Source organism: Acinetobacter sp. 18QD2AZ41W (assembly GCF_009829025.1).
In the GTDB taxonomy this organism is placed as follows: Bacteria; Pseudomonadota; Gammaproteobacteria; order Pseudomonadales; family Moraxellaceae; genus Acinetobacter; species Acinetobacter pseudolwoffii.
This window is the reverse complement of record NZ_WURP01000012.1, coordinates 1-15,656: the sequence shown is the minus strand read 5'-3', so window position 1 is coordinate 15,656 and position 15,656 is coordinate 1. Positions and strand designations below refer to the sequence as shown.

General features: G+C 42.9%; 15 protein-coding genes. 8 read left to right on the top strand and 7 right to left on the bottom strand.

Annotated elements, in window-relative coordinates:
• The first annotated feature begins 5 nt into the window (after positions 1-5).
• From atpD to GVV58_RS12745, 3 genes are all read left to right on the top strand, one after another.
• Positions 6-1,400 (top strand): F0F1 ATP synthase subunit beta, encoded by a 1,395-nt coding sequence (gene atpD / locus GVV58_RS12755; RefSeq protein WP_004280997.1) that lies wholly within the window; start codon positions 6-8, stop codon positions 1,398-1,400.
• A 27-nt stretch (positions 1,401-1,427) separates the two neighbouring features.
• Positions 1,428-1,847 carry a F0F1 ATP synthase subunit epsilon gene (locus GVV58_RS12750; protein WP_005094544.1) on the top strand — a complete coding sequence of 140 codons (420 nt, stop codon included), beginning with the start codon at positions 1,428-1,430 and terminating at the stop codon, positions 1,845-1,847.
• Between the two features lie 72 nt (positions 1,848-1,919).
• Positions 1,920-2,612: a DUF4145 domain-containing protein gene (locus GVV58_RS12745; RefSeq protein WP_252721272.1), complete on the top strand. Its 693-nt coding sequence runs from the start codon at positions 1,920-1,922 to the stop codon at positions 2,610-2,612.
• Positions 2,613-2,700: 88 nt separating this feature from the next.
• Here GVV58_RS12745 and GVV58_RS12740 read toward each other — a convergent pair whose 3' ends face one another.
• Positions 2,701-2,868: a hypothetical protein gene (locus tag GVV58_RS12740; protein ID WP_159516706.1), complete on the bottom strand. Its 168-nt coding sequence runs from the start codon at positions 2,866-2,868 to the stop codon at positions 2,701-2,703.
• A gap of 181 nt (positions 2,869-3,049) precedes the next feature.
• On the opposite strand from GVV58_RS12740, the gene GVV58_RS12735 reads away from it, so the two are divergent.
• A complete protein-coding gene (locus GVV58_RS12735; RefSeq protein WP_100358034.1) occupies positions 3,050-4,426 on the top strand; it encodes an NAD-dependent succinate-semialdehyde dehydrogenase in 1,377 nt (458 codons plus the stop codon).
• A 28-nt stretch (positions 4,427-4,454) separates the two neighbouring features.
• Here GVV58_RS12735 and GVV58_RS12730 read toward each other — a convergent pair whose 3' ends face one another.
• The 3 genes from GVV58_RS12730 to GVV58_RS12720 all read right to left on the bottom strand — a co-directional run bounded on the left by GVV58_RS12730 (position 4,455) and on the right by GVV58_RS12720 (position 7,265).
• Positions 4,455-5,459, bottom strand: a complete 1,005-nt coding sequence (locus GVV58_RS12730) for a pirin family protein (RefSeq protein WP_100329710.1) — start codon at positions 5,457-5,459, stop codon at positions 4,455-4,457.
• Between the two features lie 129 nt (positions 5,460-5,588).
• Positions 5,589-6,191, bottom strand: coding sequence for a hypothetical protein (locus GVV58_RS12725; protein ID WP_005173841.1), 603 nt, complete (start codon positions 6,189-6,191; stop codon positions 5,589-5,591).
• A gap of 528 nt (positions 6,192-6,719) precedes the next feature.
• Positions 6,720-7,265 carry a glutathione peroxidase gene (locus tag GVV58_RS12720; protein ID WP_100358032.1) on the bottom strand — a complete coding sequence of 182 codons (546 nt, stop codon included), beginning with the start codon at positions 7,263-7,265 and terminating at the stop codon, positions 6,720-6,722.
• Between the two features lie 190 nt (positions 7,266-7,455).
• Here GVV58_RS12720 and GVV58_RS12715 point away from each other — a divergent pair, with 190 nt between their 5' ends.
• Positions 7,456-8,352, top strand: a complete 897-nt coding sequence (locus GVV58_RS12715) for a DMT family transporter (RefSeq protein ID WP_005173847.1) — start codon at positions 7,456-7,458, stop codon at positions 8,350-8,352.
• A gap of 441 nt (positions 8,353-8,793) precedes the next feature.
• On the opposite strand, the gene GVV58_RS12710 is transcribed toward GVV58_RS12715, so the two are convergent.
• The 3 genes from GVV58_RS12710 to GVV58_RS12700 form a co-directional block, all read right to left on the bottom strand.
• Positions 8,794-9,363 (bottom strand): Sua5/YciO/YrdC/YwlC family protein, encoded by a 570-nt coding sequence (locus GVV58_RS12710; RefSeq protein WP_159516705.1) that lies wholly within the window; start codon positions 9,361-9,363, stop codon positions 8,794-8,796.
• 41 nt (positions 9,364-9,404) lie between these two features.
• The gene (gene dprA / locus GVV58_RS12705) at positions 9,405-10,544 is read right to left on the bottom strand and encodes a DNA-processing protein DprA (protein ID WP_159516704.1); all 1,140 of its coding nucleotides are present in this window, start codon (positions 10,542-10,544) and stop codon (positions 9,405-9,407) included.
• Positions 10,545-10,636: 92 nt separating this feature from the next.
• Positions 10,637-11,791 (bottom strand): LysM peptidoglycan-binding domain-containing protein, encoded by a 1,155-nt coding sequence (locus GVV58_RS12700; protein WP_159516703.1) that lies wholly within the window; start codon positions 11,789-11,791, stop codon positions 10,637-10,639.
• A 120-nt stretch (positions 11,792-11,911) separates the two neighbouring features.
• Between GVV58_RS12700 and def the strand changes: the two genes are divergently transcribed.
• From def to GVV58_RS12685, 3 genes are all read left to right on the top strand, one after another.
• Positions 11,912-12,442 (top strand): peptide deformylase, encoded by a 531-nt coding sequence (def, locus tag GVV58_RS12695; protein WP_005173860.1) that lies wholly within the window; start codon positions 11,912-11,914, stop codon positions 12,440-12,442.
• Between the two features lie 92 nt (positions 12,443-12,534).
• Positions 12,535-12,948 carry a DUF2946 family protein gene (locus tag GVV58_RS12690; protein WP_159516702.1) on the top strand — a complete coding sequence of 138 codons (414 nt, stop codon included), beginning with the start codon at positions 12,535-12,537 and terminating at the stop codon, positions 12,946-12,948.
• A 70-nt stretch (positions 12,949-13,018) separates the two neighbouring features.
• Entirely contained in the window at positions 13,019-15,034 is a 2,016-nt protein-coding gene (locus GVV58_RS12685) for a TonB-dependent copper receptor (RefSeq protein WP_159516701.1), read from the top strand.
• Positions 15,035-15,656: the final 622 nt, after the last annotated feature.

Here is a 15,656-nt window from a genome sequence, read left to right as displayed (position 1 = left end):
CAGCAATGAATAGCGGTCGTATCATTCAGATCATCGGCGCGGTTATCGACGTCGAGTTTGAACGCAACAGCGTTCCTAAGATCTATGACGCTCTCCAAGTAGATGGTACTGAAACTACTTTAGAAGTTCAGCAACAGCTTGGTGATGGCGTAGTTCGTACTATTGCAATGGGTTCTACTGAAGGCCTTAAGCGTGGTTTGAACGTAGTTAACACTGGCGCGCCGATTTCTGTACCTGTAGGTACAGCGACTCTAGGCCGTATCATGGACGTTCTTGGTCGCCCGATCGACGAAGCTGGTCCTGTTGCGACTGAAGCGCGTTTACCAATTCACCGCTCTGCACCTTCTTATGCAGAACAAGCAGCTTCTACTGACCTTCTAGAAACTGGTATTAAAGTCATCGACTTGCTATGCCCGTTTGCGAAAGGTGGTAAAGTTGGTCTGTTCGGTGGTGCCGGTGTTGGTAAAACTGTAAACATGATGGAATTGATCAACAACATCGCGAAAGCTCACTCAGGTTTATCTGTGTTTGCTGGTGTTGGTGAGCGTACTCGTGAAGGTAATGACTTCTATCACGAAATGAAAGATTCTAACGTTCTAGACAAAGTAGCAATGGTCTACGGTCAGATGAACGAGCCACCAGGTAACCGTTTACGCGTAGCGTTGACTGGTCTTACTATGGCTGAATATTTCCGTGACGAGAAAGACGAAAACGGTAAAGGCCGTGACGTACTATTGTTCGTAGATAACATTTATCGTTATACACTAGCGGGTACTGAAGTATCAGCACTTCTAGGTCGTATGCCATCTGCAGTAGGTTACCAGCCTACACTTGCAGAAGAGATGGGTGTTCTTCAAGAACGTATTACATCGACTAAGTCTGGTTCTATTACGTCAATCCAAGCGGTATACGTACCTGCCGATGACTTAACAGATCCATCGCCTGCTACAACGTTTGCTCACTTGGACGCAACTGTAGTATTGAGCCGTGACATCGCATCTTCTGGTATTTATCCAGCGATCGATCCACTAGACTCAACTTCACGCCAATTAGATCCGTTAGTTGTTGGTCAAGAGCATTATGAAATTGCACGTTCTGTACAGAACGTATTGCAACGTTATAAAGAGCTTAAAGACATCATCGCGATTCTTGGTATGGACGAGCTTGCTGAAGAAGATAAACTGGTTGTTTACCGTGCGCGTAAAATCCAGCGTTTCTTCTCTCAACCGTTCCACGTAGCTGAAGTATTTACTGGTGCACCTGGTAAATTAGTATCTCTTAAAGAAACGATTCGTGGCTTTAAAGGTCTTCTAGCTGGTGAATACGATCACATCCCAGAACAAGCGTTCTACATGGTTGGTGGTATTGACGAAGTGATTGCTAAAGCCGAGAAACTTTAATTAGCGACTCTAATTTAGGAGATTCTCATGGCGACTATGCAATGTGATGTTGTAAGTGTTCAGGAGTCTTTGTACTCAGGCACTGTAACGATGCTAATTGCAAAAGGTGCTGGCGGTGAGTTAGGTATTATGCCTGGCCATGCTCCGCTGGTAACTTTGCTCCAACCTGGCGCGATCCGCGTTATTTTGGAAAACGGTACAGAAGAGTTGATCTATGTATCTGGTGGTGTTCTAGAAGTTCAACCGCACGTTGTTACGGTTCTTGCAGATACTGCAATCCGTGCCGACAACTTAGATGAAGCGGCAATTATTGAAGCGCGTAAACACGCTGAACAATTGCTTGCCAATCAAAAGAGCGATTTGGATTCTGCTGCTGCATTGGCTGCTCTTGCAGAAACTGCTGCACAGCTGGAAACGATCCGCAAAATCAAAAACCGCGCTCAATAAGAGACGGTTTGAGATTGAAGAAACCACCCGAAAGGGTGGTTTTTTTATGATAATTTATAACATGGAAAAAATATGAAAATATTTGTTGATAAAAATTGCAGTGTCCAAGTTAGCGAGCCAGAAATATTCGATCAATGTTTATGTATAAAATGTAAAATTGATATAAAGCAAAATATTATTGTTAATATAACTGATAGTGAGGACTATGGGGAATTCCAACTTTATAAAAATTATAAGGTTTTGAAATGTATTAATTGTGGTTCTATTACTTATAAAAAGGAAATTATAAATTCAGAAGAAGTGTTTCAAATAGGAGAAGAGTATGACGGTACTCCAATTTATGAGGAAAATGCTCAAATTCAACTATATCCAATACGCGATGAAGAAACCGCATTTTCTAAAGAGTTTGCAAAAATTTTGCCTGAAGAAATTTATTGTACTTATGAGGAAGTCATTATTGCTTTGAATAATAAGATGCCTTTACTAACAGGATTAGGTTTAAGGACTCTTTTAGAGCAAATTATAAAGTATTTTGGGAAGTCTGATGATCTAGGAATAATTCTAACTCAGTTTGAGGTTGATGGTTTTATTTCAACAAAACAAAGAGGTTTATTAGATGATATTCGTTATCTAGGAAATGATGCTGCACATCGTGCTGATAGTAAGTCTAGAAAAGATTTAATTTTGCATCTAAAGGTTTTAGAAAATCTGATTCATCAGTTATTTGTCTATTATAAATTGGAGGAAGAATCAGAAAAAAAGTGATACAGGGTGTCAGTTTGAGACCATCACCTAGACACCCGATACCTGTAGTGCGAGAAACCACACATAAAAGAAAACCCAAAAAAAGACTTTAATAGAGCTGAGGGATGGGGAATAATCGAAAATTCCCCACAATCTTCACCTTAAATGTCTCATCAAAACCTTCTGCTAAACTTGGTACTTCAAGCTTTTTATAGTTTGCTCGAACCCTAACTTCATCACTATTGGCTTTAGTTTGATATTTATTAGAAAATTTCATTTTGTACCACTCGATATAACTTTTACCCTTTCTCAGTAATGTTTTGAACCAATCTGTAAGCAGGCACACGCCATAAATAAATCAATGATAAGTTAAATAATTCGAACAGATACTCGCTTGTTATAACTTGATGCGATTGGGTTTTGAACAGGCGAAACTTATAATTGAAAAAGGGAAAATCATGGCTTATCAATCTATTAATCCATTTACCAATCAAAAATTGAAAGACTACCCATCCCATAGCGATCAAGATATTCAAAATGCCCTCGATACAGCAGAAAAAATCCTGAAATCGGAATGGGCTCAACAGGCCGATACCCGTATTGAAGTACTTCGTAAACTGGCCAGCAATATGCGAGAGCAAAAATCTGAACTGGCCAAGCTCATGACGCTGGATATGGGAAAACTCATTAAGCAGAGTGAAGGTGAAATCGAAACCTGCGCCAAAATTGCCGAATACTATGCTGATCATGCCAAAGAATTTTTAGCGCCCGTGTCCTATGAAACGGAACTGGGTGAGGCCTGGGTTGAGCATCATCCACTGGGTATTATCATGGCGGTAGAACCGTGGAACTTTCCGTTTTATCAACTGATGCGGGTCTTTGCACCGAACTGTGCCATTGGTAATCCAGTTCTGGCAAAACATGCTGGCATTGTTCCGCAATGTGCGGAAGCCTTTGAACAACTGATCTTGGATGCAGGCGCACCCACAGGTGTCTGGACCAACCTGTTTATCAGCAGTGACCAGGTCGCTGAGGTGATTGCAGACAAACGTGTACGTGGTGTGGCATTGACAGGTTCAGAAGGTGCGGGCAGTGCAGTCGCTGAACAGGCCGGAAAACATCTTAAAAAATCAACGCTGGAACTGGGCGGTAATGATGTCTTTATTGTGCTGGATGATGCAGATCTCGAACGCGCGATCAAGTTAGGCTGTCAGGCGCGGGTCAATAATGCCGGGCAGGTGTGTACGGCAGCGAAGCGATTTATTCTGCATGAAAAAATTGCCGAACAATTCAAAGCCGGCATGCTGAAAGCTTTTGAACAGTTAAAGCTGGGTGATCCGCTCGATCCTGAAACCACGTTAGGGCCGCTTTCTTCAAAAGATGCGCTGGAAAAACTTACCAAGCAGGTCGAGAAGGCAGTAGCACAAGGTGCGACTGTGGTCACTGGCGGTAAGGCTGTAGACCATCAAGGCAATTTCTATGCCCCAACCATTCTGGAAAATATCACGCGTGAAAATGAAGCCTGGTATGAAGAATTTTTTGGCCCGGTGGCGCAAATCTATGTGGCGAAGGATGATGATGAGATTGTCGAAATTGCCAATGATTCCAATTATGGCTTAGGTGGCGTGATTCATTCACAGGATATCGAGCGCGCTAAAAAACTAGCATCACGGGTAGAAACTGGCATGATCTGGATCAACTGGTTTACCGATACCACGCCGGAATTACCATTTGGCGGGATGAAGAACTCCGGTTATGGCCATGAACTCTCGATTGATGGTTTCAAAGAATTTGTGCAAAAGAAACTGGTCGTGGTCAAAAGCCCGAAGAAATAAAATATTGACTCGACAAAGAAGCCACTATTCAGTGGCTTCTTTGTTCTGGATATTCTTCGCGTTGACCACCGTCATAGCTGGCAAAACGAGGTCGTTCTCGTGGAAATGATGGTTCAGCGTTTGGCCAAGGCCAAGCACCAAACTGGGTGTCACGATAACGGCGAAAAGCAGCATCCAGTTCCTGCGGAGTATTTAACACAAAGGGCCCGCGCATCGCCACGGGTGCACCAATCGGTTCACCTTCTAGCCATAAAATATGTGATTCCAGTAAACCACCTTTGAGATGAATATCCTGATCTGGTTTGAGTTCTATCAGATGCTTGACCTGTATTTTCTGTCCTTCCAGCTCCAGACTTTTGCCTTGGTAGAAATAACAAAAACGCGTCGCGCTCGCAGTACTTGCCGGAATAATCAGCTCTGCCTCAGGCGCAAGTGTGATCAGGTAAATATTGACCCTGTTTTCAGCAGGTGCTGCCCAAGAATGGGGTGGACGATCCAGTGCTTCGGTGTCTTTAAACTGCCCTGAAATGACCCGAATATCCGCTTTAGGTCCGGCTGCATTGGCTGAAAATACATGCGGAATCTGTTCACGCCACAACATTTTATAATCGGCCGGCTGCTTTTTCTGTTCCGGTGAGGAATTCAGCCAGATTTGAAACAGCTCCAGAGGATTATCCTGATCTTGATGAACTAAGGGAAACATTTCGCAGTGCTGTACCCCATTGCCGGTGGTCAGCCATTGCACATCACCTGCGGCATAACGTCCCGAGTTTCCGAGCGAGTCAAAATGGTCGACATAACCGCGCTCGACAATGGTAATGGTTTCAAAACCGGTATGCGGATGCTCCGGAAAGCCGGGAATTTGCTCGCCATAATACATGTCATATTCATGCTGATACGGCGGTGTAACTGGCCCTAATTGGGCATTGCCTTGTGGATAATGATCCTGATGGTGAACAGTAAAAATAAAGGGATCTTTCAGGTCAAGTCGGGATTCGACCGGAACAACAGAATACAGCACTGAATTCGACATGATTGAACTCCTGATTATTTTATTAGATATAAGCTTTTAATTTAAATTAGTTTTTATAATAAATTACAGTGTAAAGCAGATAAGGCGATTGAGGAAGATGCTTTCCGATCTATCGCCTTAGATGAAGGTTTAGGTATTTTCCTGTTCAGTCGTACTGTCTGATTTTTGCTCTGGATTCTGGATCAGCAGCCCCGCCAGTTTGATCATTTCAGCTTGCACATTGACCATCTGCGATTCAATTTTTTTCAGGTCGATCTGGCTTAAATCCATGTCACCATTCAACAGCGGTGAGGCCAAGACTTGCTGATTGGCACTCATGATATTGCTGCGGATCTGGTCAATTTCCTGACTTTTTAAGTTCAGGTTGCCGAGTACCTGATTAAAGCTGTTGAGTTGCTGTTGTAACTGGGTTGCGGTGGACTGCAGTTGCTGAGTATCCTTGGCTTCTACTGCACTTTGTAGCTCAGTCTGAGTCTGCTTCAACTGTTCCACATAACTGCCTGCTTTCAGCTGTAAGTCAGCCACATCACGAACCATATAAAACATATTGCCCGATCTAAGCTCAGTTGGTGCGGTAGCGCCAGTTTGCGGCTGGCTGGCAGTGTCAAGATCGGAACTACGAGTTTCCGCTTGCTCAGTGGGTGCTTCAACTGCCTGTTCACATCCCATCAGTAAAATCCCTGAGCTAAATAATGCAAAAGGAAGAACGGCATTGGCAAGAATCTTGGACATGGAATCAGGGTCTCGGTGCAGGTGGAAATATTTCATGATTTAATATAGGGACAAACTATGGAGATAAAAAAGATTGTTGCAAAGTTATAACAAATTTACTGAAGCGCAGACCGTCTTCGATTAAAAATGCTTAAAAAATAAAGATAAAACTCACGTTTTCAACTCAATAAATTGTTTGGGCTGTAATGATGTTAAGAAACGGAGAGTTCTGGATATGCATGCTTACATTCTCCCTATTCACTTGATCCAGTACGGGTTTCTCATACGCGTAGAATGCATTTGATATAGAAAATACGCTTGCTTTTACTCAATGGTTTATTGCTTCAAGTGTATTGTTAATCTAACCGAGGATCGTTGCAGATTAGGCCTGTTAGATTGATGAACAGGCGACGAACTATAGCCAAAAATAAAAGTTGAGGGCGACTTATAGATAGGATTTATATGAATCATTATGTATTTAACTCGCTGTGTTTAAATTACAAAGTAAGTATCTATTGGGTAAATACATACTTACTTTGCGATTAGCAATTATTTGGCCAGTTCGGCATTTACCGCATCCACAATTCGCGGATCATCTGCAGTAATGTCAGGCGCAAAACGTGCAACCACTTCGCCATTCTTATTGATCAGAAATTTCTCAAAGTTCCATAACACTTCAGGCGGTTGGTTTGGAGTCAGGCCATAATCGACCAGATCTTTCCACCACGGGCCTTCACCGATCCGCTCTGGTACAGCTTGAGTCAGCGTGGTATAGAGCGGATGCTTGTCTTCGCCCGCCACAGAAATTTTAGCAAAGAGCGGGAAGTCAACCTGATAATTGATAGAGCAGAATTCCTGAATCTCTGCTTCGCTACCTGGTTCCTGCTCCAGAAAGTTATTGGCAGGGAAGCCCAGAATTTCCAGACCTTGCGTTTTTTTGTCTTTATACAGCTTTTGCAAACCTTCATATTGCGGAGTCAGACCACATTTCGATGCCACGTTCACCACAAGCAATACCTTGCCCTGATACTGGTTTAAGGTGGTTTCTGGGCCTTGAATGGTTTTGACTGGAATGTCATATACAGAGCGAGTCATTAGATTTCCTGTTTATTCAGACTGAATCGTCTTTGTTTTAACGGGTATTTAGATTCAATACAAGTAACAGCAGCTGAAGCAGGAGGCTTAAATCGGTAAATTGCCTGAATATCATGTGAAAAATCTATTATGCTAGGGTGCGCAAATAGCAATCGCTAAATAACAAGACAAGCGACACATGGATGAGGGTATGACACAGCAGCACAAAGCAGTCTGGTGGGCGATGGTATTGCCATTGGCCGCAGTTTTTATTTGGTCCTTAAACATGACGGTGACACGTTATGTGGCGGATTATATTTCTCCCATCAGTATCAGTTTTTACCGCTGGGTACTGGCACTGCTAATTTTAAGCCCATTTCTGTTGCCCAAGGTCAAAGCGGCCTGGCCGGAAATTCGACCACATCTTGGACACTTTGCAGTTTTGAGTGCCTTGGGGATGGTGCTGTATCAAGGATTGGCCTATAGCTCTGCACACTTTACCACTGCGACCAATATGGGGCTGATCAATGCCTTTATTCCTATTTTTACCATTATTGTGGGTATTTTTGTCTTAAAAATTCGCCCGACACAGGCTGCGGTACTGGGGAGTCTGCTGTCTTTTATTGGGCTGATGTATGTCATGGCCCAAGGGCAGGGGCTGCATTTCTTGACGGTGGGCGACAGTTATATCGGTGATTTGCTGATGCTGATCGCAGTATTTTTCTATGCCTGCTATGGCGTCTTGCTGAAAAAATGGCAGATTCAGATTCCATTGTTGCTGAGTCTGTATATCCAGATTTTTATGGCCTGTCTCTATCATATTCCGTTGGTACTTTACTTCGGTCTGGACAGTATCAATAGCCATAATGCAGCCAGTATTGTTTATGCCGGAATTTTTCCTTCTATTTTAGCTCCGTTCTTTTGGATGATGGCGGTACAGCAACTCGGTCCAAATCGTAGCAGTATTTTTATGAATCTGATGCCGGTTTTTACCGCGATAGTCGCCTATCTCTGGTTAGGTGAAGCCTGGACCATGTATCACAGTATTGGAGGTGGTATCATTTTACTGGGAATTATATGGGCACAATATCCGGGAAGAGCAAAGTGATAAGCTAAGGAACAGTTTATCAAGATATTAATTGTTTAAATATTAAGCAAACAATCAAGGTTTTTTAATTGAAATAGCCTGTTAAATCCCAATTTTTAAATGTGAAAATAAATATAAAAATCTTAATTTATTTTAAAACTGGAATAGAAAGAGCAAGATAGTTTGAATTTTGGTTAAAAGTTGCCTAGTATTAATAGAAAATATGTATTAATTGAGTTTTTTATTGTACTTGTCGTTGCACTAATTTTCTCTCATAATGCATCCATCGAGAATGATTAAACATATTTTTCCTTGTTTTATCAAACTCCCAGAGATTTCTGAACCCTCTGGATGTGATTTATGCACATCCTTTTTTATGCTCAACCATCCCTATATGGTTGAGCTTTTTTTTGTCTTAAAACTTTAGTCGAGCTTGAATATCTGAGTCGACTGAGAACCAACTTAGTCGCGAATAATCGCCCCACTGACGGCGTCAATAATCCGGCTCGGTTGCTGGCTTAACCCTAAGTCACCATTCAGATAATTCAGATTCTGATCAAAGTAGCGAATCGCATCTTGCAGTGAACGTGCCGGTTCCAATCCTGAAGGATTGGCACTGGTAGACACAATAAAACCGCCAAAGGCCTGACACAGTGCCATACAGAGTGGATGGTTGGTAACGCGAACCGCCACTTTGGGATGATCGCCCTTAATCCAGGCCGGAATCTCCTGATGCGCGGGAAGCAGCCAGGTAATGGCGCGTTCAGCGGGTCTGTCATTGCTCCAGGATTCAATCACTTGTTCACGCATTTCTGTAGTTAAATCTTGCAGCAGATGTTCCACCTGTGAAATATGCGCTGCCAATAGAATCACCCCTTTTTCAATCGGGCGCTGTTTCAATTTTAAAATCTGATGAAATGCCTGTTCATTATAAGGGTCGCAACCCAAGCCCCAAACAGCCTCTGTAGGATATGCCAAGACTTGTCCGTCTTTAAGACATGCTGCTGCTTCAGCAACAGAGGTAGTAATCATGTGAATACCTTATACAAAACAACAAAGCCCTATTGTGAACTTTATTTCAGTGGACGACAACGCTGATACATGCCCGCTTGTTGAGTACTCAAGCCGAGCAGCTCAAGTTCCATCAATTGACTGGTCAAGGAAGATACTTCCTGTTGTAAATGAAAACTGAGCTGATCCAGACTCTGTCCGACCCAATCGAGTTGATTATAAAGATGAATTAAATGGGGCGGGATAGTGCGCTCTTGCTCAGGATAAGTATCTTTTTTGAAGTGATTTGCATTCGCTTGCCACTGTGTTGCTAGGGCTAAATCCTCAATCACTTGCTGTGGATGGTCAATTAAAATTGCACCTTCACGAATCAGTTGATGACAACCTTGATGATGTTCACTGTAAATATGCCCCGGAATTGCAAATATGTTCTTGCCTTGTTCCGCTGCCCATTGTGCCGTAAGCAATGAACCACTTTTTAACGCGGCTTCTGCCACAATCACCCCAAGACTTAAGCCGCTGACAATTCGGTTGCGCCGTGGAAAATGCTGCTGCAAGGGTGGGGTAAAAGGTAAAAACTCAGTAATAACTGTACCACCGTGGTTAATCATTTGCTGACGTAGTGCTTGATGTACAGCAGGATAGGTCTGTTCGATCCCTGTACCCATCACTGCAATCGTTCGTCGATGTTGTAGCGCAGCCCGATGTGCTGCTTCATCAATCCCTTGTGCCAAGCCACTATTAATATAAAAACCTTGCTCACTCAGATAAAAGGCAAAGTCATAGGCGACTTGCTGTCCGTGCGGACTTGGCTTGCGACTGCCAACAATCGCAATTTGTGGCTGGAGTAACTGATCTGCATGTCCCTGCCCGAACAGAATCGGCGGCTTATGCTCATAATGACTCAGTTGTTGTGGATATTCAGCATCTGTATGCAAAAGCACAAAATCACTGTGCAACTGAATCTGTTCTAGACTGTGCTGAAAATGGGTTTGAGATTCGCTGCTTTGAAAGTCTTTCAGGCGTTGAATATGATTTTTATGAAGGCCGAGCTTTTGCCAGGTCTCGATTTGAGAACAATGGACTGCATCCGCAAGATTTGCATAATGCCGACTGATTTTATAAAAGCTGGTAAGGGAATGTTGCACCAAATACCACAGCGTGATGGCATTGATTTGTGATGTCGACAATCTGTTCAACATAGTGAGACCTATTTTTGCGTCTTCTTATTATTGGTATGAATGAAAATAATTGAGATGATGCTGATCTATCAACATCATCCCACTTTGCAACCTTAGTCTTCTAACAAAGGAGGCTGAATGCCGGCACCCACTTTAATTGGAAGCTCGCTATCCAGCACATAGGCATAGCTCAATTGATCGAAGGCTTTAAAGACCATGACCTGACCAATACGCTCACCTGGCAATTGCACCCGTTCTTTAGTCTTCGGATCAGTCACCACTTCACCTTTCTGGTTTACGCTAAAGACATGACCTGTCTGAACGCCATGTGCTGTACCACGGTCAAGGGTGACGACACTATGACGTGCTGCAGTACCAATCGACCCCAATACACGCACAATCTGACCACCAGGCACAATACTTTCTGCATTGGTTGGGTAGAACAGCGTCGGTAACATCGGGTCGTATTCAGCGAGTACGCGGTCACCGCGACGCACCTCCGCGTTATAACTGTCAGTCAGCTCCAGTGTGGTCACATCACCTTCACTACGTACCGCAATACCAGATGCCACCTGTTGCAGCTCGAGTGCAGCAGTATATTTCTTACCATTGGCATCGGTAAATACATAAGGCTCAGCTTCACGATAAACGGCATAGCGTTGACCAACGACCAGACCGTTACCACGTACATAGACTTTCTGGCCTTTGCCCGCCAGTACGCGCTGATCGGCAGTTCCAAGAATGTATGGGGTGCCTTGAACTGAATCAGGCGCCATCAGGGTATAGCGCTCTAGCCACTGTTTGATATGTTCTAGTGGAATCACTGGAATGGTATTGTTTAAAGATTCAACCCGAATCTGAGGTTGCAGAGAGGTGCTGCCCAGATAGCGGCTGATAATACCGTCACAACCATCACCTTCATCTTTGCCAATAATCGGACGGCCCTGATAATCACACATCAACAGGCGATCGCCCGGGAAAATCCAATGTGGATTTTTCACGTGCTTGTTGCTGGCCCAGATTTCAGGCCAACGCACCGGGTTTTTCAAAAAGCGTTTTGAGATGTCCCAGAGGGTATCGCCTTTTTTGACCACATAAACATTGGGTGCACTGGCTTTTAATGCCGGCGGATTGACATTACGTGCAGGTGCGGCCTCGGCAGAATGAATAGTCCCCATACCGACACCGACACAAACGGCGAGTGCCAGCATCTGATTTTTAAACCCCAAGGCACTAAAAAATGGCATGCCCTTCAAAACCTTTTTCATTATCATAATTCCTAAAATTATGTGCGTAGTTGCGTTATAATAACGATCTTACACACATTTTTTTGATGAAGCATTCCCTTCATTTGGTTTTTTGATCAATGGCATAATTGAGGACGCAGTATGGCCTTATTACCTATTTTAAGTTTCCCGGATCCCCGTCTTCGTACCATTGCACAACCTGTCGAAGATGTGACTGATGAAATTCGTCAGCTCGCTGCAGATATGTTTGAAACCATGTATGAAGCACCAGGTATCGGACTTGCCGCGACTCAGGTGGATCGTCATATTCAGCTGATTGTTATGGATCTGTCTGAAAATAAAGATCAACCGATGGTGTTTATTAACCCCAAAATTACACCATTGACTGAAGAAACGCAGCCCTACGAAGAAGGCTGTCTATCAGTTCCTCAAATATACGATAAAGTTGACCGTCCGTCACGTGTAAAAATCGAGGCAATTAATCTGGAAGGTCAAGCATTTGAACTCGAAGCTGACGGACTTCTCGCTGTGTGTATTCAACATGAAATGGATCACTTAAGTGGCAAATTATTTGTTGATTATTTATCGCCATTAAAACGTCAACGTGCACGTGAAAAAGTAGAAAAACTGGTACGCCAGCGTAATAAAGACAAGGTGGCAGTTAAACGCTAGGATATTTTTTTAATTTATTTTAATGATCCAACAAAGCCCAATTCTGATTGGGCTTTGTTATAATCGACATGAGCATATTTTAGGAGTGGCCTGTGTTTTTACGCGCGGGGCTGCTATTTGCATTTGCAGCTGTGTTTCTACAGATTGCTGTATTTTTACAGCCTTTGTTACCGACGCAATATCAGGTTGCTCCGGTCTGCGAAACCATCACGCGTGCGCTTCTTATCGCGACAGACGTTCATACACAGCATAGTGCCAGTGAACATCACCATTTCAAAGTCCAATCTGGTCATATTCAGCATGATCATCATGATGCCAATCATCAGTGTCAATACTGTACGGTTTATGCCAATTTAGTCTTACCGCCGGATCTGGATATCAAACAGGTACTTGGCCGGATTCAGGTACGTTTAATTGCTTATCAAAAAACCTTTAAGCATGTCTGGTTTGTCCTTCAGCAGCTCTTTTTAATTCCTCAGGGACGAGCGCCGCCACTGCCTGCATAAACCTGCATTTTTCGCTTGGGTTGTTATTGACTCAAGCCATGCTTTTTTATGTATTCAGTGAGATAAAAAAATGGCTCAGCCTAAATTTTTTTTACAGCCACTTGCGGCTGCGATTTGTGTTATCTGTTATTCACCAGCCACAATGGCAAATGAAACGATGCCCGTGCAAACTTTGGCACCGATTGTGGTGACTTCTACAGCAGGTAATGATGCCAATGGACTGATTGTCCGTGCTGATCCGAAACAGCCGATTCAACCGATTCCGGCATCAGATGGTGCAGACTATTTACAAAGCATTGTCGGTTTTAGTGCGGTGAATAGCGGTGCCGGCACCAATGGTGATGTGACTTTCCGGGGTATGTTTGGTTCAAGAATTAAAATCCTGACCGATGGCACTGAAAACCTGGGGGCCTGTCCAAGTCGGATGGACTCACCCACCTCATATATTTCCCCAGAAAGTTACGACCAGATTACGGTGATCAAAGGCCCGCAAACGGTTCAATATGCCAATACTGGATCTGCCGCAACCGTGATTTTTGAGCGCAGTCCGGAACAGTTTAAAGATGATAAAAACTATCGTGGTCAAACAAGTGTCTTGATGGGTTCATTTGACCGACTGGATCAGAATATTGAAGTGGCAGCAGGCGATGAGCAGAAATATATCCGTCTGAATACCAACCGTTCTGTATCTGGCAGTTATAAAGATGGAAATGGCACCATTGTTCCTTCGGATTGGGAGCGCTGGAATGCGGATCTGGCTTTAGGCTGGACACCTGATGAAAATACCTGGGTAGAACTGACCGGTGGTAAAGCGGATGCTGAAGCAGTCTATGCTGGTCGGGCTATGGATGGATCGAAATTTGCCCGTGAAAGTCTCGGTCTAAAGCTCGAAAAGAAAAATATTAGCGATGTGATTCAAAAGATTGAAGCACAGGTGAACTATAACTTTAATGATCATGTCATGGATAATTATAGTCTGCGTGAGTTTCAGGCTAGTCCCATGATGAGTATGCCCATGGCGAGCAATGTTGCGCGTAAAACATTGAATGCTCGTATGGCAATGACCAATGAATGGAATAAATTACAGCTGATTACTGGTATCGATAGTCAGAATAACCAACATACTAAACGTAACGGAAGTCTGATGACGCCGTATCAAAATCAGTCACGTACTAAAGATATGGAATTCCAGTCTGTTGGGGCTTTTGGTGAGCTCAGTTATCAGCTTAGTGATAACAATAAGCTAGTGTCTGGTTTGCGTCTGGATCAGGTCAATGTAGAAGCAGTGGAGTCAAATCAGGAACGTAAAGAAACTCTACCGAGTGCCTTTGTACGTTTTGAAAATCATCATCCCGAGCATGACGATGGTAAGACCTATATTGGCGTGGGCTATGTCGAACGTATGCCGGATTACTGGGAATTATTCAGTCCTAAAACAGGGAATGGTAATACCAATACCTTTAAAAGCATTGATACTGAGAAAACCCTACAGTTGGATTTAGGTTACCAACATGAACATGGAAACCTAAGTTCATGGGTATCTGCCTATACAGGCTTGATTCAAGATTTTATTTTGACCAAATACAATGCAAACGATCAAGCTGAAACACGAAATGTCGATGCTGTCATTGCAGGTGCAGAAGCGGGCATTGGTTATCAGTTTAGTGATGCGATTCAGGCTGATGTCAGTGCCATGTACGCATGGGGTGAAAACACCACTGATAATACGCCGTTGCCACAGATTTCACCTTTAGAGGCTCGGGTGAATTTACGTTATATCCAGGATAATTATACTTTGGGTGCTTACTGGCGTTTGGTCGATGGTCAAAACCGAATTAGTGAGCGTGAAGGGAATATCGTTGGTTATGATGTTAAGAAAAGTGCAGGCTTTGGCGCACTGTCTTTAAATGGCACATATCACATTACGAATGGGGTAGATCTTTCTGTGGGGGTCGATAATGTCCTAGATCGTACCTATGCCGAGCATTTGAACAAGATGGGCAGTTCTGGTTTTGGATTTGCTGCCAATGAGCAATTTAACAATATTGGCCGTAACTACTGGGCAAGAGTCAGTATGAAGTTTTAATTGTTGTCTAATCTTTTGAAAAAGCCATTGCTTTTAAGCAATGGCTTTTTTAATTTTAAGGTCGGAGTTTATTTTGCATATTTAAATAGAGTGCCAATTTCTAGGAAGAAGGCCGTATAAAACAAGTTTTGTCTATATAAGCGTCAGGGCGGTGAAGAATAAAACAAGAATTGACTACGCCTTAAGCAATAGGGAGTGCGTAATAAATGATTTTTTTAAATAATTTTAATTAAAACAATTGGTTGTAATTACTTGGGTGAGAGTTCTTAGCTAGATCACATGAAAATCAAAAATAATGAAAATAAATTAACTATATATAACAGTATCTTATGTTTTTATTGGTTTGAAAAATAAACACACGATAAAAAATCTTTGCAAGAAGTGTTGCAAGGGATCTGAAATGCTGTAGAATGCACATCCATCGGCGGTGATGAAGATTAAAACTTCTGATAAAACAGTAACTTAGTTAAGATTGACTAAGTTGGGTTTTAGAAAGAAAGTTTAAAAATAGTTTTCATTACTGGTTGACTTTCTAGAGATAGAGAGTAATATAGCCGACCTAGCTTGCTGGTGACGAATCAGCAAGAAGATCATTAAGAGATTATGAAGAACAACTTGTGTG